18 protein-coding genes are annotated in these 19,272 nt (G+C 71.9%); 8 read left to right on the top strand and 10 right to left on the bottom strand.

Annotated elements, in window-relative coordinates:
- Together BLA60_RS08225 and BLA60_RS08230 are read left to right on the top strand one after the other, a co-directional pair.
- On the top strand, positions 1-1,083 hold the full coding sequence (locus BLA60_RS08225; RefSeq protein ID WP_075132197.1) for a branched-chain amino acid ABC transporter permease: 1,083 nt from the start codon (positions 1-3) through the stop codon (positions 1,081-1,083).
- Positions 1,080-2,405 (top strand): ABC transporter substrate-binding protein, encoded by a 1,326-nt coding sequence (locus BLA60_RS08230; protein ID WP_075132198.1) that lies wholly within the window; start codon positions 1,080-1,082, stop codon positions 2,403-2,405. Before BLA60_RS08225 ends, BLA60_RS08230 begins: the two co-directional genes overlap by 4 nt.
- A gap of 43 nt (positions 2,406-2,448) precedes the next feature.
- Here BLA60_RS08230 and BLA60_RS08235 read toward each other — a convergent pair whose 3' ends face one another.
- On the bottom strand, positions 2,449-2,889 hold the full coding sequence (locus BLA60_RS08235; RefSeq protein WP_342744715.1) for a DUF3574 domain-containing protein: 441 nt from the start codon (positions 2,887-2,889) through the stop codon (positions 2,449-2,451).
- A gap of 106 nt (positions 2,890-2,995) precedes the next feature.
- On the opposite strand from BLA60_RS08235, the gene BLA60_RS08240 reads away from it, so the two are divergent.
- Both BLA60_RS08240 and BLA60_RS08245 read left to right on the top strand, forming a co-directional pair.
- Positions 2,996-4,051, top strand: a complete 1,056-nt coding sequence (locus BLA60_RS08240; protein WP_075132567.1) for a J domain-containing protein — start codon at positions 2,996-2,998, stop codon at positions 4,049-4,051.
- Positions 4,048-5,238 (top strand): FAD-binding protein, encoded by a 1,191-nt coding sequence (locus BLA60_RS08245; protein WP_075132200.1) that lies wholly within the window; start codon positions 4,048-4,050, stop codon positions 5,236-5,238. Before BLA60_RS08240 ends, BLA60_RS08245 begins: the two co-directional genes overlap by 4 nt.
- Here the strand turns inward: BLA60_RS08245 and rfbB are convergent.
- The gene (gene rfbB, locus BLA60_RS08250) at positions 5,235-6,233 is read right to left on the bottom strand and encodes a dTDP-glucose 4,6-dehydratase (protein WP_211288645.1); all 999 of its coding nucleotides are present in this window, start codon (positions 6,231-6,233) and stop codon (positions 5,235-5,237) included. The two genes, BLA60_RS08245 and rfbB, sit on opposite strands and share 4 nt — an antisense overlap.
- 105 nt (positions 6,234-6,338) lie before the next feature.
- Here rfbB and BLA60_RS08255 point away from each other — a divergent pair, with 105 nt between their 5' ends.
- Both BLA60_RS08255 and BLA60_RS08260 read left to right on the top strand, forming a co-directional pair.
- A complete protein-coding gene (locus BLA60_RS08255) occupies positions 6,339-6,554 on the top strand; it encodes a hypothetical protein (RefSeq protein ID WP_075132568.1) in 216 nt (71 codons plus the stop codon).
- Between the two features lie 4 nt (positions 6,555-6,558).
- Positions 6,559-7,431, top strand: a complete 873-nt coding sequence (locus BLA60_RS08260) for a hypothetical protein (RefSeq protein WP_154814217.1) — start codon at positions 6,559-6,561, stop codon at positions 7,429-7,431.
- On the opposite strand, the gene ilvD is transcribed toward BLA60_RS08260, so the two are convergent.
- From ilvD to BLA60_RS08285, 5 genes are all read right to left on the bottom strand, one after another.
- A complete protein-coding gene (gene ilvD, locus BLA60_RS08265; protein WP_075132203.1) occupies positions 7,432-9,144 on the bottom strand; it encodes a dihydroxy-acid dehydratase in 1,713 nt (570 codons plus the stop codon).
- A 10-nt stretch (positions 9,145-9,154) separates the two neighbouring features.
- Entirely contained in the window at positions 9,155-10,561 is a 1,407-nt protein-coding gene (locus tag BLA60_RS08270) for an alpha/beta hydrolase (protein WP_162292921.1), read from the bottom strand.
- A 42-nt stretch (positions 10,562-10,603) separates the two neighbouring features.
- On the bottom strand, positions 10,604-11,680 hold the full coding sequence (locus BLA60_RS08275) for a chymotrypsin family serine protease (RefSeq protein ID WP_211288646.1): 1,077 nt from the start codon (positions 11,678-11,680) through the stop codon (positions 10,604-10,606).
- Between the two features lie 113 nt (positions 11,681-11,793).
- Positions 11,794-15,465 carry a CARDB domain-containing protein gene (locus BLA60_RS08280; protein ID WP_075132205.1) on the bottom strand — a complete coding sequence of 1,224 codons (3,672 nt, stop codon included), beginning with the start codon at positions 15,463-15,465 and terminating at the stop codon, positions 11,794-11,796.
- 161 nt (positions 15,466-15,626) lie between these two features.
- Positions 15,627-16,190: a TetR/AcrR family transcriptional regulator gene (locus BLA60_RS08285; protein ID WP_075132206.1), complete on the bottom strand. Its 564-nt coding sequence runs from the start codon at positions 16,188-16,190 to the stop codon at positions 15,627-15,629.
- A gap of 98 nt (positions 16,191-16,288) precedes the next feature.
- Here BLA60_RS08285 and BLA60_RS08290 point away from each other — a divergent pair, with 98 nt between their 5' ends.
- On the top strand, positions 16,289-17,221 hold the full coding sequence (locus BLA60_RS08290; RefSeq protein WP_075132207.1) for a TIGR03620 family F420-dependent LLM class oxidoreductase: 933 nt from the start codon (positions 16,289-16,291) through the stop codon (positions 17,219-17,221).
- On the opposite strand, the gene BLA60_RS08295 is transcribed toward BLA60_RS08290, so the two are convergent.
- The gene (locus BLA60_RS08295; protein WP_075132208.1) at positions 17,207-17,659 is read right to left on the bottom strand and encodes a DUF4383 domain-containing protein; all 453 of its coding nucleotides are present in this window, start codon (positions 17,657-17,659) and stop codon (positions 17,207-17,209) included. The two genes, BLA60_RS08290 and BLA60_RS08295, sit on opposite strands and share 15 nt — an antisense overlap.
- A gap of 103 nt (positions 17,660-17,762) precedes the next feature.
- On the opposite strand from BLA60_RS08295, the gene BLA60_RS08300 reads away from it, so the two are divergent.
- Positions 17,763-18,188: a DUF4188 domain-containing protein gene (locus BLA60_RS08300; RefSeq protein ID WP_211288647.1), complete on the top strand. Its 426-nt coding sequence runs from the start codon at positions 17,763-17,765 to the stop codon at positions 18,186-18,188.
- Positions 18,189-18,207: 19 nt separating this feature from the next.
- Here the strand turns inward: BLA60_RS08300 and BLA60_RS08305 are convergent, their stop codons facing one another.
- Positions 18,208-18,861 (bottom strand): hypothetical protein, encoded by a 654-nt coding sequence (locus BLA60_RS08305; protein ID WP_075132210.1) that lies wholly within the window; start codon positions 18,859-18,861, stop codon positions 18,208-18,210.
- A gap of 52 nt (positions 18,862-18,913) precedes the next feature.
- Positions 18,914-19,171: an amphi-Trp domain-containing protein gene (locus BLA60_RS08310; RefSeq protein ID WP_075132211.1), complete on the bottom strand. Its 258-nt coding sequence runs from the start codon at positions 19,169-19,171 to the stop codon at positions 18,914-18,916.
- Positions 19,172-19,272 lie beyond the last annotated feature (101 nt).

Here is a 19,272-nt window from a genome sequence, read left to right on the forward strand (position 1 = left end):
ATGGCGACTCTCGCCGACCGGGTCCTGGGCCGCACGCCGCTGCGCCGCCACCTCACGCTCGCCCTGCTGGGGCTGGTGGTGGTCGTGGTGGTGCTGGAGAGCACCGGCCAGTTCCGCAACGCGCAGTTCGCGGCCATGGCCTACTACGGCATCGCCGCCGGCGGGCTGACCATCCTGATCGGACTCAACGGGCAGATCTCGTTGGGGCACGGCGCGTTCATGGCGATCGGCGCGTACACGGCGGCGCTGCTGCTGCGCGGCGACGAGCCGTTCGCGCTGCCGCTGGTCCTGCTGGCGGCCGCCGGGGTGGCGCTGGCCGCCGGGGCGCTGGTCGGGGTCGCGGCGGCCCGGCTGCACGGGCCGTACCTGGCGGGCGCGACGCTGGCCCTGGCGGTCGCGGTCCCCGGCATCCCGGTGTACTTCGGGGAGGCGCTCGGCGGCGAGCAGGGGCTGACCGTGCGCGTGCCGCGGATCCCCGACTGGTTCGCCGACGCGGTGTTCTTCGTCACCGGGCAGGACATGAGCAGCAGCCGGTACCTGGCCTACGTGGGCTGGTTGTGCCTGATCGTCACGTTCGTCCTGTTGGCCAACCTGGCCAGGAGCCGGGTCGGGCGCACCTGGCGGGCGGTCCGCGACCACGAGGTCGCCGCCGAGCTGGCCGGTATCGATCTCGGCCGGGCACGGGTGTTGGCCTTCGTCGTCAGCGCGACCTGCGCGGGCCTGGCCGGTGGGCTGCTGGCGCTCTCGGCCAGGATCGCCGCGCCCAGCGGGTTCACCCTCACGCTGTCGCTGCTGCTGCTCTCCGCGATCGTCCTCGGTGGGCTGGGCAGCCTCACCGGGGCGCTGATCGGCGCGGCGCTGCTCACCTTCCTCCCCCAGCTGGTCACCGGCTGGGGCCAGGACCTTGGCCTGAGCGATGTGCGGGCCGCCGAGCTGGCGCCGCTGATCTACGGCCTGGTCACGGTGCTCGTCGTGCTGTTCGCCCCCGCCGGGATCGCCGGCGGTGTCCTGGCCGCCCGTCGGCGCCGCGCGGCGCACCACGGTTCCCCGTCAGCAAGAACGGATTCGGAGGCACGACCATGAGGCGTTGGACGAAACGCTGGACGAGGGTCACCGCACTGGTCTGCGCCGGCGCGCTGCTGGCCGCCTGCGGGGCCGGCGAGGAACGCGAGCGGGACCCGGCGGTGGAGGGGTCGACGGTCGGCATCACCGACGACACCATCACGATCGGCGGCCACTTCCCGCTGACCGGCGTCGCCGCGCCCGGTTACAGCGAGATCCCGAGCGGTCACCAGGCCTACTACGACTACGTCAACGCCAACGGCGGCATCAACGGCCGGAAGATCGAGTTCGTGGTCCGCGACGACGCCTACAACCCGACCACGACCAGCCAGGTCACCAACGAGCTGGTGCTCAACGAGGAGATCTTCGCGATGGTCGGCGGGCTCGGCACGCCGACCCACGGCGCCGTGGTCGACTTCCTCAACGGCGAGAAGGTGCCCGACCTGTTCGTGTCCTCCGGGTCGCTGCAGTGGGGCGACCAGCCGGACAAGAGCCCGTTCACCTTCGGCTGGCAGCCCGACTACGAGATCGAGGGCAAGATCATCGGCCAGTGGGTGGCGGAGAACCTGCCGGACGCGAAGGTCGCCCTGTTCCTCCAGGACGACGACTTCGGTCGCGACGGCGAGAAGGGCGTGCGCCAGTTCATCGACGGCCAGATCGTCGAGGTGCAGAAGTACCAGTCGGGCAACACCGACGTCGCGCCGCAGATGGCCGCGTTGCAGGCCTCCGGCGCCGACCTGGTCCTCGGGTTCACCACGCCGTCCTACACCGCGCTCAGCCAGCTGGTGTCGCTGCGGCTGGGGTACCAGCCCAAGTGGTTCTACAGCAACGTGGGCGCCGACCCGGCGCTGGTCGGCTCGCTGCTGGCCCGGTTCTCCGAGGGCGCGGTGACCGACGGTACCCAGCTGCTCGACGGTGTGGTCACCACCGAGTACATCCCGGGCACCGACGTGCCGGACGACCCGTGGATGACGCTGTGGCAGAAGGTGTGGGACGAGCACGGCGGCGAGGGCGAGCTGACCAACTACCGGGTGTTCGGCATGTCCCAGGCGTACACGTTCGTCCAGGCGATGCTGGCCGCCGGGGAGAACCCGACACGTGAGGGTGTGGTGGCCGCGATCGAGAAGTCCGGAGCGGACTTCCAGGGCCCGGCGCTGGCCCCGTTCCGCTTCTCCGGCGAGAGCCACCTCGGCATCTCGGGCATGCAGGTCGTGGAGATCAAGGGCGGGGTGGGTCAGGAGCTGACCCCGGTCCTGGTCACCGACATCGGCGACGCCCCGATCGAGGAGGACGACTCGGCCGCCGGTGACGCGCCGCCACCGAACGGGATCCCCGAGGGCTGAGCGGGTTCGTGCCCGGCCGGTACGGGGCCGGCCGGGCACCGGCTCAGAAGGACACCCGGTCGGTGCTGTCGGCCCGCAGCACCGACTGCTGCTCGAACTGGGCCTTGTAGTCCTCGCGGATCTCCTCCAGCTCGCCGTTGGCGTCCCGGTCGTGGAACGGGTACAGGATGATCAGCACGTAGGAGTCCTCCTTGCCGCCCATCCACTGGCCGTGGCCCTCCAGCCAGGTCAGCCCGTCCGGGAAGGCGGGGGTGACCTCCTTGTCCAGGAACAGCTCGAACTCGGCCGGGGTGATCTCGCTGCCGTCGGGCCGGTTGCCCCCGAAGTACAGCTCGGTGCGCTTGTAGGTCTCGCCCGGTCCCGCCCCGTGCCCGACTCCCTGCCTCACACCGTCGGAGGACGCCGAGGCGGCGGTCCCGGCGGAGGTCAGGCCGAGCAGCAGGGTCGCGGACAGGGCGGCGATCGCGGTACGTCGTGTCGTCATGAACGACATTCAACTAGCCGGGCACAAACCAGATCCCACTTCGTGGGCAGAGGCGGCGCGCCATAATCTCTTCTCTGGTGACCACGACGGAGAAACGGCGGTGTGCGTGCGCGAGGTGGACTACTACGAACTGCTCGGCGTGCGGCCCGGCGCCACGTCCGCCGAGATCAGGTCGGCCTACCGGTCGCTCGCGAAGGTCATGCACCCCGACGCGGGCGGTACGGCCGGCACCTTCCGGCTGCTGCGCGAGGCGTACGAGACGCTCAGCGACCCCCAGTCACGGGCCGACTACGACCGCGGTGAGGAGACCGGGGAGGACCAGGAGGTCCGCGTCCCCAAGCCGCCACCGCCGTGGCGGGAGGACACCACCCCGCCACTGCCGGTGATCGACCACCGGACGATCCCGTGGTGGGACATGGTGAGCCGGCGGGTCACGTTCGTCCCGACCGGCCGGCCGCCGGTCGGGCTGGTCGCGGGGGTGGTCGCCGGGTGGCTGGTGATCCTGTTCGTCCTGGTGACGGTGGGGGCACCGGTGGCGCTGATCGCGGGCTGGCTGGTGGTGCTGGCCGTCCTGGGGACGGTCGCGGCCCGGCAGTTGGCCGCCGCCGACCGGGCGGACCGGGCGTTCTTCGGGGAGTTCGGCACGCGGCGGGTGTTCGGCAGTCCGGGCACCGAGGAGGACGAGGCCGGGGAGCGGCTGACCGCCGATCTGCTGTCGCTGTACCTGGCGCGGATCCCGGCCGTGCGGGTCTGCCACGGGCTGGCCGGCGAGCCGGGGTCGGTGTTCGCCGACGTGGACCACGCGGTGCTGTGCGGGCGGCGGCTGGTGCTCGTCGAGTCCAAGGTGTGGCTGCCAGGTCACTACCGGATGGACGACGAGAACGTGGTGTGGCGCAACGGACATCTCTTCCGTGGTGGCACCTCGGGGCTGGCCTCGCGGCTGGCGGCCTACCGGGCGCTGCTGCCGTGGCTGGACGTGCGCGGCGTACTGCTGCTCCATCCGAGTCGGCCCGGCACGATCACCGTGGACGAGCAGGACGCGTTGGTCCAGCCGATGGAGCCGGAGGGGTTCGTCCGGGTGGTCGGCGCCTGGCTGGCCGGCGACCAGTCCACAGTGGACCGTACGGCGCTGGCGACCCTGGTGGGCCAGGTCCGGTCGTGATCCTGCCGCACGGCACCGTGCACACCGACGACCGCGTGTTGTCGGCCTACGCCACCGACTTCGGCGGTGTCGTCGCCCACCGGCCGGCGCTGGTGGCCCGCGCGGGATCGGTCGACGACGTCGTGGCGGCGACCCGCTGGGCCGGGGCCGCCGGACTTGACCTGGTCGCGCGGGGCGCCGGGCACGCGATGGGCGGCCAGGCCCAGACCGACGGCGGCGTGCTGCTCGACCTTGGCTCGCTGACGGGCGTGCACGCCGTCGGGCGCGACCGTGCGGTGGTGGCCGCCGGCACGCGCTGGAGCACGCTGCTGGCCGCGACCCTGCCGCTGGGGCTGACCCCGCCGGTGCTCACCGACTACCCGCACACCACCGTCGGCGGCACGCTGTCGACCGGCGGGCTTGGCGGCACCTCCCACCGGTACGGCGCGCAGACCGACACCGTGCGTGAGCTGGACGTGGTGACACCCGGCGGCGAGTTGGTGACCTGCTCGGCCACCCGCGAGCCGGCACTGTTCGACGCGGTGCGCGCCGGCCTGGGCCGGCACGGGGTGATCGTGCGCGCCACGGTCGCCCTGGTGCCCGCGCCGGCGACCGTCCGCCGCCACCGGCTCGGCTACGACGACCAGCACCGGTTCACCGCCGACCTGCGCCGACTGGTGGACGAGCGGCGTTTCGACCACGTACAGGGGTTCACCAAGCCGACGGCGACCGGGACGCGCTACGAGATCGAGGTGGTCGCCCACCTGCCCACGGAGTCCACTGTGGACGATCTGGGTACGGTCCGGGAGTCCGCGGAACTGGCCTACGGGCTCCACCTCGACCGGCTCGCCCCCACCGTCGCCGCCCGCCGCGCGGCCGGGGACTGGACGCGGCGCCACCCGTGGCCCAACGTGTTCCTGCCGGACTCGGCCGCTGACGACCTGCTGACGCGCACCCTGGCCGACCTGACGCCGGCCGACATCGGCGAGTTCGGGGTCGTGCTGACCTACCCGCTGCCCACCGCCGTCCTGACGACCCCGGGCCTGCGGGTGCCGGCCGAGCGGCTGACGTTCCTGCTGGCGCTGCTGCTCACCGCCACCACCGACGACGACCTGGCCAGGATCACCGACCGCAACGCGCGGCTGTACGCCCAGACGTTCCGGGCCGGCGGCACGTCCTACCCCGTCGGCCCGCCGCCCGGGGACTAGCGGCCGAGGACCCGGTAGGTCGCCTCGGTGCCTTCCTTCTGCGGCTTCCACCACCACTCGTTGTGGCGGTACCAGTCGATCGTCTGGGCCATGCCGGCGCGCAGGTCGGCGTAGGTCGGCACCCAGCCCAGCTCGGTGCGGATCTTGGTGGAGTCGTTGGCGTAGCGCAGGTCGTGGCCAGGGCGGTCGGGCACCCGGTCGTAGGCGTCCCGCTCCTGGTACATGAGCTCCAGGGTGGTCTCCAGGATGTCCTTGTTGCTGCGCTCGTCACCCGAGCCGATCAGGTACGTGTCCCCGATGCGGCCGTTCGAGACGATCAGGTGCACCGCCGCGTTGTGGTCGTCGACGTGAGTCCACTCGCGGATGTTCTCGCCCTCGCCGTAGAGCTTCGGGCGGTCGCCGACGAGCACGTTGGTGATCTGCCGGGGAATGAACTTCTCCACGTGCTGGAACGGCCCGTAGTTGTTGGCGCAGTTGGACAACGTCGCCTGGACGTCGAACGAGCGGACCCAGGCGCGCACCAGGGTGTCCGAGCTCGCCTTGCTCGCCGAGTACGGGCTCGACGGGTTGTACGGAGTCTCCTCGGTGAACTTCTCGTCCGAGTTCAGCGGGAGGTCGCCGAACACCTCGTCGGTGGACACGTGGTGGAAGCGGACCTCGTACTTGCGCGCCGCCTCCAGCAGGATGTACGTACCGGTGATGTTGGTGCGGATGAACGGCTCCGGGTCGTGCAACGACCGGTCCACGTGCGACTCGGCGGCGAAGTGCACCACCACGTCGGTACGGGACATCAGCCGGTCGACCAGCTCGACGTCGCAGATGTCGCCCTCGACGAACTCGATGTTGTTCGCCGCCGGCGCCAGGCTCTCCCGGTGCCCCGCGTAGGTCAGCGAGTCCAGCACGCAGATCTCGTACCCGGGGTGCTGCTTGAGCGTGTAGTGAACGAAGTTGGAGCCGATGAAGCCGGCTCCGCCGGTCACGAGCATGCGCGTCATGGCAACAGATCGTACTTGCCACGATTCGCAGCGGCTGCCGGAGCCCTCGGCGCCGGTCGTGGTCCGGGTGTCGCATTCCGTACCGGGCATGACACAGTCTGGATGATGAGGGGTGACTTACGGGAGGTGCTGCGCCGGCGGCTGGGCGCCGACGCCGGGTTGCTCGACAGCCTGTCCGAGCGCGACCTGACCGAGTTGCACGACGCCCTGCGCGCCGCGCGCCGACGCCAGTCGCGGGCGCTCGCGACGGCCACCGACGAGGCGATGCGGCAGATGCCGGCGCTGGTCCGGGCCAGTGTCGCCAGGTTCGTCGGGCGGTGAGCTGATGGTCACCGACCTGGCGACGAAGGCCGAGCTGGTCAAGCTGGCGCGCACGCTCGACCTCCCGACCGAGGACCTGCGCTTCGCCGCCACCCTCGACCAGCACCAGATCCGCCGGCTGCGCGAGCGGGTGGTCGCCGCCCTCTACGACGAGCACCGGACGGTCTTCCAGCGGGTCGCCACCATCACCACGCTGCTGCCGACCCCGGTGAACGTGCGGATCGCACTGCGCGCGTTCACCCCGTACCTCGCGGCCAGGATCGCCGGCGAGATGGCCCCGGACAAGGCCGCCGAGCTGGCCGACCGGATGCCGGTCGACTACCTCGCCGAGGCCAGCCCGCACCTGGACCCGCGCCGGGCCGTGGCGCTGGTGGCCAGGATGCGCCCCGACCGCGCGGTGGCCGTCGTGCTGGAGCTGGTGGTGCGCGGCGAGTACGTGACGCTCGGCCGGCTGCTCGACGCGGCCACGTCATGGCTGGTGCGCGAGGTCGTGACGGTGATCTCCGAGGACGCGCTGCTGCGGATCGCGTTCTACGCCGAGTCCGACGACCAGCTGACCAGGACGGTCGCCCTGCTGCCCGACGACCGGCTGCGCCGGGTCGTCGCGCACGCCCTCGACGAGCCGACCGACCTGCACGCGGTGGCGCTGTCGGTGATCGACCGGCTGACCGACGACGCGCTGCGCGGGCGCCTGGCCGGCTACGCGGCCGAGGCCGACGACCGGACGCTGACCACGCTGCTGCACTCCGCGGTCGCCGAGGGCGCGCTCGGCCAGCTCGGCCGGGCGGTCGCCGCGATGGACGCGCCCGCCAGGCGCCGCGTCCTCGCCCTGCCGGCGATCGGCGGGCGGCTCAGTGAGCTGCTCCGCCGAGGCTAGCTAGTCCTCCACCGGGCGCGACCGCCCTGGCACGGGAAGTGCCGGGTTGGTGGTCGCGCCGGTGCTCGCACTGCCGACCTGCGCCTCGTACTTGGCCAGCGCGCCGGTGCGGTACGGGTTGGGCGCCGGCCGCCAGGCCTTCGCCCGGCGCTCGATCTCCTCGGCCGGCAGGTCGACGTCGATACGCCGGGCGGTGACGTCGATGGTCACCTGGTCGCCGTCGGCCACCGCCGCGATCGGGCCGCCCCGCACCGCCTCCGGCGCCACGTGTCCGGCCATGAAACCCCTGGTGGCGCCGGAGAACCGGCCGTCGGTGATGAGCGCGACGTCCTGGCCGAGGCCGGCGCCGACCAGCGCGCCGGTCACCGAGAGCATCTCGCGCATGCCCGGCCCGCCGGCCGGTCCCTCGCCCCGGATCACCACCACGTCACCGGGCCTGATCCGGCCGCCGAGGACCTCGGCCATCGCCGCCTCCTCGCTGTCGAACACCCGCGCCGGGCCCCGGTGCCAGAGCCGTTCGTGGCCGGAGAGCTTGACCACCGAGCCGTCCGGGGCGAGGTTGCCGCGCAGGATCGCCAGGCCGCCGGTCGGCTTGAGCGGGCGGTCCAGTGGCCGGACGACCTGCTGACCGGGGGTCTCCGGCGCGTCCCGGGCGGCCTCACCGAGGGTGGCGCCGGTGACCGTGGGGACGTCCGGGTCGAGCAGGCCGCCCTCGATCAGCCGGCGGGCCAGCAGCGGCACGCCACCGGCGGCGTACAGGTCGGTGGCCACGAACCGGCCGCCGGGTTTGAGGTCGCACAGCAGCGGGGTCGCGGCGCTGACCTCGTCCAGGTCGTCGATGGTGATCGCCACGCCCATCTCGGCGGCCACCGCCAGCAGGTGCAGCACCGCGTTGGTCGACCCGCCGGCGGCGGCGACGGCGACCATGGCGTTGCGCAGCGAGGCCCGGGTGATCAGGTCACGCGGGCGCAGGTCCCGCTCCAGCACGGTCATCGCCAGCCGGCCGGCGGCCGCGGCGACGTCACCCCGGTGCTCGTCCTGGGCCGGCACCATCGCCGAGCCGAGCGGGCTCAGGCCCATCACCTCGAAGGCCATCGCCATCGTGTTGGCCGTGAACATGCCGCCGCAGGTGCCGAAGCCGGGCGAGGCGACCTCGGTCAGCTCCTCCAACTCCGCGTCGGTGATCTTCCCGACGGCGTGCGCGCCGACCGCCTCGATCACCTCCTGCACGGTGACCTCCTGGTCGCGCCAGCAGCCGGGGCGGATGGACCCGCTGTAGAGCAGCACGCTGGGCACGTCGACCCTGGCCATGGCCATCACCGCCGCCGGCAGCGTCTTGTCGCAGCCGGCGATGCCGACCAGCGCGTCGAAGCGGTGGCCGCGCGCGACCAGCTCGATGGAGTCGGCGATGACCTCCCGGGACACCAGCGAGGTCCGCATCCCCGGCGAGCCCATGGTGATCCCGTCGGAGATCGCGATCGTGTTGACCTCCATGGGGGTGCCGCCGGCCGCGCGCACACCGTCCTTCACGGACCCGGCGAGCGTGCGGTGGTTGAGGTTGCACGGCATGGTCTCGGTCCAGCAGTGCGCCACCCCGACGAACGGGCGTTCCAGCGCGTCACCGCCGTAGATCCCCATGCCCTTGAGGAAGGCCCTGGCGTGAGCCCTGGCCGGACCCTCCACAAGAGACCGTGAACGGTGTCGCGGGTCCATACCGACTCCCTCACCCAGGGACGTAATCCTTGAACGCCACCGTAATCCGGTGATCGGTCGAGGGCCAGCCCGGCACGTTGACCACCTCGGCGCGCTGTCCGCCCCGGTGGGTCAGCGCCAGCCGGACCGTCCCCCTCGCGGCCGGGTCGGCCGGCACGAAGACGTCGGCGGCGGCGAGGAAGGTGAGGTTGTCGAACGGGAACAGCTGGTTCTTCCCGAGGTCGGTGCGCTGGTCGGAGTCCGCGTAGCCGGTGGCGGTGCGGACGCCGACGTCGGTGAGGAACAGCGCGTTGACCTCGCCGGTGTTGCCGCCGGCACCGCCGGGACCGGTGCGCGGGGCGACGCCGGGGGTGAGCACGTTGATCGGCGGGGTGGTGTCGTGGCGGCGGTCGACGGTCAGCACGTCGCTCACCGGCTGGTCGCCCCACAGTTCCCGGCCGCGGACGACGGTCAGGTTGACGTGCCGGGGGTCGTGCTTGGTGTACGCCTCCAGCCCGGCGCCGGGGCGGCCGGTGTTGAGCCGCAGGAAGTGGTCGTCGCGGGTGAAGCGCTGCTGGTAGAAGTGGTGGACCGAGCCGTCCTCGCGGGTGACGGCGAACTCGTGGGTGCGCAGGCCGTGCACCCGCAGCGGGCCGAACTCGCCGGTCTCGCCGACCGGGAGGCTGGCGAGGGGACGGTGGCCCCGGCGCTGGCCGGTGTCCGCGTCGACCTCCCACACGTCCAGCCGGGTGCCGGCGTAGCCGGTGTTCTGCGGGAACAGCACGACGCGGCCGGAGACCTCGACCCGGCCGGGTGCGCCGGGCCGGACGTCGGTGGTCGCCGGCTCCCGGCCGAACCAGAAGCGGTGGATCTCGCGGAAGGTGCGCGCGGAGGACGCGGTCTCGGTGTGCGCGAGGTCCCGGAAGTAGACGTTACGGGCGCCGCCGATGGCGCCGACGACCCCGTGCACCGGGTCCGGTGGCGACTGCCACTCGCCCCACACGGCCAGTGTCGGCACGCCGCCGGGTTCAGTGGGCAGGCTCCGGCCGTCGAGGTTGACGTACCGCGCGACCTCGGCGGCGTTGGCCGGGTCGGCGAGCCAGGCGTGGCTGACGGCCGTCCCCCGCGAGTGCGCGGCGAGCAGGACCTGGTCGGCGCCGGTGTCGTCGAGCACGCCGTCGACGAAACGGTCGAGGCCGGCGACGGCGGCGGTGTTGTCCGGCACGCTGGAGTCGTACTCGTAGGCGTACAGCAGTGCCTGCGGGTACCCGTTGACGGCGAAGCGCTGGAACTGGGTGGCGAACTGGGCGGCCGACCCGGAGTTGCCGTGGACGAACACGATCGGCAGCGTGGCCGGTGGTTGCGCCACGGCGGGCGCACCGGTGAGCAGGACGGTGAGGACGACGGCGGCAGCGAGCGAAACCCGTGGCAGGCGCACGAGCCGGACGGTACACATCCGCGATGTGTTTCACCAGAGGCGTCAGAGCGGGATGTAGACCCCGAAGTCACGGTCGGCCGTGCGGAAGTCCTGGAAACCGATCCGGGCGCCGGCCACCCGGGTGACCGTGCCCTTGGCGATCACGCCGCCGCCGGCGGCGGGACCGTAGACCGGGCCGCCGCTGTCGCCAGGGCGGGCCGCCTGCTGGCCGTTCATCTGCTCGCCCTCGACCAGGTCCTCGCGGTCGGCGTAGAAGAACAGCACCTTGATGTTGCACACCGGGTTGCCGGTCTCCCGGGCACTGGTCACCCCGGACTGGCACAGGTACTCGCCGACGTAGACGTCGCCCCAGCCGCGCACGATCTCGGTGGTGTTGCTGTCCCCACCGCCGACGTACTGCCGGTTCACCACGTTGCCGGTCGGGATCAGCATGATGTCGTGGTCGGCGTGCTTGGCACCGGCGTTGCCGATGAACTCCCCCGTCGGGTCGGTCACCCGCACCCCGGGGTTGCCGCAGTGGCCGGCGGTCAGCAGGAAACGCTGGTTGGCGCCGTTGCGCACGGCGAAACCGGAGGTGCAGGCGGCGTTGCCGAGCACGATCGTCGCGCCGCCCTTCCACGGCGGGGCGTCGTTCTGCCGGGACACCGGGGCCAGCGGCTCCTCCACGACCGTGCGCACCGGGACGCCGGCCACCGAGGCGGCCGCGCTGGCGGCCACCGGCGCGGTGGTGCCCAGCACCAGGCCACTGCCGTCGGCGGGGAGCTTGATCGCGTGCACCGCCGGGTCACCGGCGGCCTCCAGCCGGGCGGCCGCCGCGCGCAGTTCGGCCTCGGAGTGGCGGGCCGGCTCGACCTGGACCTCGGCCACGTCACCGGCCCGTTCGACGGCGGCGGCGACCCTGGCCGGCAGGGCGCCCTTCCACCACAGCTCCACGTGGTCCTCGGCCAGGGAGATGCCGGCGAAACCGCCGGCCGGGCCCCGGCGCACCTCGGCGGAGACGACGTCGGCGGCCTCCACCAGCGGCAACTGGGCCCGCATCCGGTCCGGCTCCGAGGTCCCGGCGGCGGCCGAGGTGGTGGGCACGATCAGCAGACCGGCCGTGCCCACCAGGGCCGCCATGAGCGCGACTCCCTGACGTAGTGCACCCATGACGACCCCTCCGTGTTCGAACGACTACGGACCGCACATCAGTCTATGGTCCAGACCAAGTATTGGTCCAGACCGTCGACCGCTCACGGACCCTGGTTGATCACGAACTGCGACCCCGGTTCGACCACGACGTCGCCGTCGGCCGAGTTGGTGATGGTCACGTTCGTGAGCGTGGCGCTGCCCCGGGCACCACCCATCGCGAGGATCCCGGCCCCGTTGTTCGAGTCGTCGATCGTCACGTTGGTGATCCCGACGTTCGGCACGTTGCCGCCACCGGTCTTGAACTGGATCCCGTCGTAGGTCGAGTCATGGATCTCGGTGTCGCGCAGTGTCACACCGGGAATGTCCCTGCTCTGCGCGAAGAACGTGATCGCACCGAACTCCTGCTGCTCGCCCCAGAACACCCCGCCGCACCGGAACAGCGCGTTGTTGGCGATCAGCGTCTGCCCGGAGAACGGCAGCGGGTCGTGATCGGTCGCCAGCATGATCCCGGGGTAGTTCATCGTGTCGTACACCAGGTTGTTCTCGATCTTGTTCCCGTAGCCGCCGTAGATCGCGATCCCGTTGGCCCGCCAGGGAAGCTGGATCGTGTTGTTGACGAACTCGTTGTCGTGCGCGACGTCGACGCTGGTGTCCTTGACGTACTGGTTGGCCCACACCGCGAGCGAGTCGTCGCCGGTGGTGCGGAACGAGGAGTTGAACACCCGCGAGTTCCTGGTGCCGTTGGTGAAGTTGATGCCGTCGGCGTAGGTGTTGCGGATGCGCATGCCGGTGAACTCCAGGCCGTCGGCCGGACCCCACAGCGCCGGGATGTTGCTGTAGTCCCGGCCGACCCAGACCCCGACGTTCGCGTGCTCGATCCACACGTTGGAGATCCTGGTGCCGGTGCCGAAGCGGCCGTTGAGGCCGACCCCGCCCTCGGCCCCGCCACCGCCCCGGATCCGGCCGGAGCCGAAGATCGCGATGTCGGAGATCTGGGTGTTCTTGTCGATGTCGAACCCGAAGTTGCCCTCGTGCGGGTGGTTGATGCCGCCGGCGTCCTGCGGCTGGGTCAGCGTGTAGAACTGCGAGTGCCACATGCCGGCGCCCCGGATGGTGACGTTGCTGATCCCGATCTGGTTGTACTGCCCGTTGTTGTCCGGGTCGTCGGTCAGGATCTTCTGCTCCTGGCGCCACTGGCCGGCCGGGACCCAGACGCAGGAGATCACGCCGTTCTGGTCGTCGGTCACCGCGCGCTGGATCGCGGCGGTGTCGTCGTTGCCGTCGTCGGGCACCGCGCCGTACTCGGTGATCGACGTGCACTCCGCCGGCTTGGACAGCGGCGGCGCGACCTGCTCCAGGTCGACCAGGTCGATGATCTGGAACGCCGCGTCGTCCCCGGCGTCACGCTGGAGCCGGAACTTCGTGCCGGCCGGGTAGGAGCGCGAGAGCAGCGCGTGCGACTCGTCGAACAGCCGCCGGGCGTCGGCCTGCGGGGAGTTGGTCAGTCCCTCCGGGTCGTCGGTGTTGCCGTAGAGCCAACTGTGCCGCGAGGACAGGGTCAGCTTCCGGTCGAAGGTTCCGTTGACGTACAGGCTGATCGTGTGTTCGGCCCCACCGCCGCCCGCCGCGTCGGGGACCGAGTTGCGGACCACGATGGAGTTCGACGGGATGGTGGAGGTGAACTCGACGTACTGGCCGGTGGAGGTCAGCCGTACCGACTTGCGCCCGGAGGACTCGGTGGCGAAGTTGGTGTGCCCGAAGGTGCGCAGCGGATCGGTTTCCAGCAGCGTGCCGTCGTACTGGGCGTCCTCGGCCTCGTACTCGACGTAGGGCACCGACGCCCCGCGTCCGACGACGATCGAGTGCGACGCCACGTTGTTGCTCTCGTTGGTCTCGGCGACCGCGCCGGTCGCGTCGGCCTGGGCGGTGATCGTGGCGCCGCCGCTGGTCGCGGTCCAGGTGCCGTTGACCGCGACGTTCACCGTGGCACCGGCGGCGATCGATGAGGTGGCGGTGTCCAGCGTGGTGCCGGCGACGACCAGCCTGGTCACCGACGCGGCCGCCGCCGAGGTGCCCCGGTTCTCCACCGCGACGGCGAAGCTGACCCTGGTACCGACCGCCGGGTTGGGCGGGGTGGCGGTGATGCCGGTGATCCGCAGGTCCGGGCCGGGCGCCTGGCTGACGACCAGCCGGTCCGGCGAGGTGAAGGTGTTGTTGGTGTCGTCCTGCTCGACGACGGTGTTCGACGGGTCCACTGTGGACGACACGGTGTAGCTGCCCTCGGCGCGGCTGCCCGCGTCCAGCGACACCGTCGCCGACGCCCCGGCCGCCAGTGGCGCCACCGGGACGCTGCCGGCCACCGAGCCGCCGAGCGCGAAGTTGACGGTCGTGGCCGGGGCCGCGACCGGGCCGGTGTTGCGCACCGTCGCCGACAGCGAGATCTCGCTCGACTCGTCGGGCGCGGTCGGCGTCCAGGCCAGCGAGGCGACCGTCAGGTCGGGGTTGGGGGCCGAGGTGCCGATGACCTGGAACTCGGCGACCTGTCCGCCGGGTGCGCCGGAGTTGGCGTGGAACCGCAGTCGCACGTCGGCGGCGCGGCCGTTGACCGGCAGGGTCACCGTGTTCTGGTTGGTGGCCGGGTCGAAGACGTGGTCGGCGCGGGCGAGCAGCGTGGCGAACTCGCCGGAGTCCTGGTCGCGGCCGAGTACCTCGAAGCTCTGCGTGCGCCGGCCCCAGATCGGGTCGGGGTTGAGCTTGACCACCACCGAGGTGATGTCGGCGTTGGAGCCCAGCTTCACGGTGAGCGTGGACGGGTAGCCGGCGGCGGACTCCCAGTACGAGCCGGCGTTGTCGTCGTTGGCGTTGGTGGCGACGAAGTTGTGCACGGTCGAGGAGGCCTCGATCGGCCTGCCGACGGCCAGGTTCTCGCCTTCCTGGCCCTGCCCGACCCGGGTCACCCGGTTGCTGTCAGCCGACTCGTTGCCGGCGGCGTCCCGCGCGCGCACGAAGTACTCGACGGTCGCGGACGCCGGCTGGGTCTCGGTGTGGCTGAGCTGGTCGCCGGGCACGGTGGTGACCAGCGCGTTGTCGCGGTACACCGCGTAGGCGGTGACGCCGGTGTCGTCGGTGGCCGCGCTCCAGGCCAGGCGGATCTGCCCGGACGCCGGCTGGGTGTAGGTCAGGGTGCCGGGCGCGGTCGGCGCCTGGGTGTCCCCGGAGACCGGCCCGTGCACCTCGAACTCGGCGAGCTGCGCGGCCGGCCAGCCGGTGTTGGCGGTGACGGTCAGCCGCAGGTAGCGGGTGGTGATCGCGGTGAACTGGATGGCGACGGTGTTGGCCGAGGCCGGGTCGAACCGGTGGCCGGTGCTCGCGGCGACCGTGGTGAACGTGGTCCCGGTGGTGCTGGCCTGGACGGTCAGGGTCTGGGTCCGCTGGCCCCACGAGGCCGGCAGCTTGAGCACCACCCGGTCGACGCGGGCCGAGTCGCCGAGGTCGGCCTGGATCCACTGCGGGAAGGCGTTGTTGGCGGACTCCCAGTAGGTCGACTGGTTGCCGTCACGGGCGTTGCCGACGGGGTACTCGGGCAGCGAGCTGCTGGCCGAGAGGGTCGCGTCCAGCACCGCGCTGGCGGCCGGGGCGGACGTGGCCGCGGGGGACGCGGTGGGCGCGGTGGGGCCGGTGGCGGCCGAGGCGCTCGGCAGGAGGCCGACGACGAGCAGTAAGGCCGTGAGCAGGCCGGTGACCAGCCGCCATCGGGGCAGCGTGCGTTCCATGGGTGTCCTCTGTTCGGTGGTGACGAGCAGGCAGGGAAGGACACCGGTCCGAAGTTTCAGACCGTAGCCAAGCAATTTGCGTCGATCAGTCGACTTCTTGCGAACCGGGCCTCAAAGGTTGCACACGGGTGACCGGTTCGTCAACGGTGGGTCAACCGGACCTACGGCCGGAAACCGTCCAGGGCCAGCGTGAGGAGGCGATCGGTCTCGTCGGCGCGGCCGGGGAGATCCTCGGTCGCCCAGGCGATCGCGTTGACCAGCCGCAGCAGGTCCTCCGGCCGCGCGTCGGCGCGCACGGCGCCCCGGCGGCGCGCGCCGTCGAGCAGGTCGGCCCACGCCGCGCGCATGCCGTGACAGGCCGCCGACAGCGCCGAGGTCTCGTCGGTCAGCACGGCGCGCACCGGCTCCGCCAGGCCACGGAAGACGGTGACGTGGGCGGCGAAGGCACGCAGCCACGTGACCAGGGCCGCGTCCGGCGCGGGATCGTCGAGCAGGTCGCGCGCCTGGGCGGCGAGGGCGTCGTAGCAGTCGGCGAGCAGCGCCACCAGCAGCGCCTCGCGCGTCGGGAAGTGGCGGTAGAGCGTGGCCGGGCCGACCCCGGCCCGGCGGGCGATGTCGTTGAGCGAGGCGTCGACGCCGTGCCGGGCGAACACCTCACCGGCCGAGGCGAGCACCCGCTCGCGGTTGCGCCGCGCGTCGGCCCGGGGCGACGCCGGTGTGTCCATGTCCGCCCCTCCCGGAGGTTTGCCAAAACGGAGAACCGTTCCATATCGTAGCGGCAGCCAAACGGAGAACCGTTCCGTTTCAGTTGAGGAGGAGCGCGATGCGGGAACGACTGGGACGCACCGGGGTCTGGCTGGCGCCGCCGACCCTCGCCGTCACCCCGGCCGACGTCGAACGCCGGGCCGCCACCCGGATCGAGGAACTCGGCTACGGCTCGCTGTGGAGCGGCGAGACGATCGGCGGCAAGGAGGCCTTCGCCCACCACGGGATCCTGCTGGCCGCCACCCGCACGCTCGTCATCGGCACCGGCATCGCCAACCTGTGGGCCCGCCACGGCGCGGCCATGCACGGCGGCGGCGCCACCCTGGCGCAGGCCTACCCCGGCCGGTTCGTGCTCGGCCTCGGGATCAGCCACCGCCCACTGGTCGAGCACAGCGGCCAGAGCTACGACCGCCCACTGCGGCGGATGACCGCCTACCTCGACCAGATGGACGCCGCCGCCGACGGCGCACCACCCGCCCCGTTCCCCCGCGTCCTGGGCGCGCTGCGACCGCGCATGCTGGAACTGGCCAGGGAACGCACCGACGGCGTCCAGCCGTTCCTGGTCCCCGTCGAACACACCGCCCGCGCCCGGCGGATCCTCGGGCCGGACAAGCTGCTCATCCCCCACCAGGCCGTCGTGCTCGACACCGACCCGGTCAGCGCCCGCGCCACCGCCCGCGCCAACCTCGCCGCCCGGGGCCTGCCATCCCCCTACGCCAACAACCTGCGCGACCTCGGCTACGACGAGGACGACCTCGCCGGCAGCCTCAGCGACCGCCTCCTGGACGCCATCGCCGTGTGGGGCGACGAGACCACCATCGCCCGGCGCGTCCAGGAACACCTCGACGCCGGTGCCGACCACGTCCTGGTCCACCCCCTGGCCGGCGCCGGCACCGTGCCCGACCCACGCCCCGACGACGTCCCCGCCATGGTCGAGGTCCTCGAACGACTCGCCCCGGCACTGCCGCTGGGGCCCTCACCGGCCGGCTGAGGTCCGTGTCCGCCGCAGGTGCAGGTCGTGCACGCGGCCTATGTAGGCGTACCCGCAGGCCACCGCGCTCACCACGTACAGGATCACGTTCCACCAGGTCAGGTTGAGCGGGTCGCCGCCGTCGTTGGCCGACATCGCGACGATGCCGAACGCCGCCATCGCCGTGAATGTCACGCCCAGCACCGGGGTGAACGCGAACGCGGCGCTACCGACCGCGGCGAACAGGCCGACCAGTCCGACGACACCGTGCACGACGTTGGCCAGGGTGCTCACACCGAACACCCAGAACACGCGGTCCGGCTCCGACCAACCGAAGTCGTGCCACCCGACCTTGACCGTCCCGGCCACCGCGAGAACCACGTAGACCAGACCCACGGCCAGGATCACGCCGTCGGTGCGCGAGGGCCGGATCGACGGTCCGGTCTCGGACTCGGTCATGGGTGTTGCGTGCCCGTTCGGACAGCCGGCAAACCCCTGCCGGTCACCTTCCGCGAAGCCCGGGATTCGTGTTGACTGTGCGCTTATGGTCGTATCCGGTCGGATGACCCATCACTACGACGGTGAGCTCGTGGTCTTCCTGATCGGGATGACCATCAACAAGTTCTGGCGACCCGACCTGTGGCTGCCGGTCCTGCGTGCCATGCCCACGATGCTGCGGGAACTCGGCGAGGCCGAGGACTCCGGCCTGCTCGGCCACCGGCTCATGCTGGAGGGCCCGCACCCCACGGTCGTCCAGTACTGGAACAGCCTGGAGAAGCTCTACGAGTACGCCGCCGCGCCGCACGCCGGGCACTGGCCGGCGTGGAAGGCGTTCAACCGCCGCGCGGTCCGCGCCGCCGACGCGGTCGGCATCTGGCACGAGACCTACCTGTCCCGCTACGCCGAGACCGTCTACGTCAACACACCGCGACTGGGGCTGGGGCGCTGCACCGAACTGGTCCCGGTGGCCGACAAACCCCGGGCGTGACGAGTCAGGCCGTGACCATTCAGGCTCTGGGAAAGGGAATGGTCAGCTCACTGCCCGCCGGGTAGCCGATGGTCTCGGCCACGTCGTCGGGCAGGGCCTCACGACTCACCCCGACCTGCAACAGGATGTCGCGGAGCTGGTCGGGGCGGGTACGCGGCAACAGGTCGTGGATCCCCGCGCGAAGGCGGTGGTAGCGGCGCACCAACTGCGCCATGTCCACCTGCCGGCCGGTGCGCAGCGCCGACCAGGTCTCCTGGTAGGACCGGGCCCTGGTGGTCAGCTGGACGAGATCGAGCAGGCTGGTGCCCGGCCGTTCCCGCTGGATGTCGATGTACTCGCTGCCGTCCAGCGGCGGATGCGGCCAGCCCCGGTGGTAGTCGGCGCCACCGGCCGTGGAATACACCCAGACGAACACCGCCCGCTCACCGTCGGGGCGCATGGTGACCGCCCGCTCCGGCACGTCGTAGGCGGCGGCGACCGCGGCGACGATCGTCTTCGCGGCGGCCAGCACGCCCACGGCCCACCGGCCGTCGGCCGGCTCCACGTGCCCGCACCAGCCCTGCGGGGTCACCAGCGCGGTCAGCCCCGACCCGGGCAGCGGCCCGTCCTCGCCGGCGATCTCGCGCGCCCACACCGACTCGATCTCCGCGCACCCCGCGCGATAGTCGTCCACGGTCCCATTATGGGCGGGACGACGATCGCCGTCGCCCCGCCCACGGGGGATCTCAGACGACCTCGTCCTGCTCGGCGTCCTCACCGTCGTCATCGAGCTTCCACTTGAGCTGGAACTCGATCTCCTCCTCGTCGTCACCGCGCTCGTGCTCGATGGAGAACTGCGCGCGCGCCGGGACCCGGAACCGCTCCCCGGCGATCTGGATCCGGAAGGACGTCTCGGACTCCAGCGCGTCGGCCAGCCGCCGCAGCTTGGCCACGACGTCGGCGGTGGAGTAGATGCGCTCGACGTCCCGGGTTTCCTTCGCCATGTGTCCTCCGATCGCGGGCACCCACGGGGTCGGGCGCCGTGGCCCGTCATTCAACCCTGGATCCTTCCGCTTACCTTCACGGCCCCGTCTCCGGAGCATGG

Source organism: Actinophytocola xinjiangensis, assembly GCF_001921215.1.
GTDB lineage: Bacteria > Actinomycetota > Actinomycetes > Mycobacteriales > Pseudonocardiaceae > Actinophytocola > Actinophytocola xinjiangensis.

What these genes read in the sequence shown, in the direction of transcription:
- BLA60_RS08225 (WP_075132197.1), top strand. Translation starts at nt 1, where the DNA reads ATGGCGACTCTCGCCGACCGGGTCCTGGGCCGCACGCCGCTGCGCCGC.
- BLA60_RS08230 (WP_075132198.1), top strand. Translation starts at nt 1,080, where the DNA reads ATGAGGCGTTGGACGAAACGCTGGACGAGGGTCACCGCACTGGTCTGC.
- BLA60_RS08235 (WP_342744715.1), bottom strand. Translation starts at nt 2,889, where the DNA reads ATGACGACACGACGTACCGCGATCGCCGCCCTGTCCGCGACCCTGCTG.
- rfbB (WP_211288645.1), bottom strand. Translation starts at nt 6,233, where the DNA reads ATGACGCGCATGCTCGTGACCGGCGGAGCCGGCTTCATCGGCTCCAAC.
- BLA60_RS08255 (WP_075132568.1), top strand. Translation starts at nt 6,339, where the DNA reads ATGAGGGGTGACTTACGGGAGGTGCTGCGCCGGCGGCTGGGCGCCGAC.
- BLA60_RS08260 (WP_154814217.1), top strand. Translation starts at nt 6,559, where the DNA reads ATGGTCACCGACCTGGCGACGAAGGCCGAGCTGGTCAAGCTGGCGCGC.
- ilvD (WP_075132203.1), bottom strand. Translation starts at nt 9,144, where the DNA reads ATGGACCCGCGACACCGTTCACGGTCTCTTGTGGAGGGTCCGGCCAGG.
- BLA60_RS08275 (WP_211288646.1), bottom strand. Translation starts at nt 11,680, where the DNA reads ATGGCGGCCCTGGTGGGCACGGCCGGTCTGCTGATCGTGCCCACCACC.
- BLA60_RS08280 (WP_075132205.1), bottom strand. Translation starts at nt 15,465, where the DNA reads ATGGAACGCACGCTGCCCCGATGGCGGCTGGTCACCGGCCTGCTCACG.
- BLA60_RS08285 (WP_075132206.1), bottom strand. Translation starts at nt 16,190, where the DNA reads ATGGACACACCGGCGTCGCCCCGGGCCGACGCGCGGCGCAACCGCGAG.
- BLA60_RS08290 (WP_075132207.1), top strand. Translation starts at nt 16,289, where the DNA reads ATGCGGGAACGACTGGGACGCACCGGGGTCTGGCTGGCGCCGCCGACC.
- BLA60_RS08295 (WP_075132208.1), bottom strand. Translation starts at nt 17,659, where the DNA reads ATGACCGAGTCCGAGACCGGACCGTCGATCCGGCCCTCGCGCACCGAC.
- BLA60_RS08300 (WP_211288647.1), top strand. Translation starts at nt 17,763, where the DNA reads ATGACCCATCACTACGACGGTGAGCTCGTGGTCTTCCTGATCGGGATG.
- BLA60_RS08310 (WP_075132211.1), bottom strand. Translation starts at nt 19,171, where the DNA reads ATGGCGAAGGAAACCCGGGACGTCGAGCGCATCTACTCCACCGCCGAC.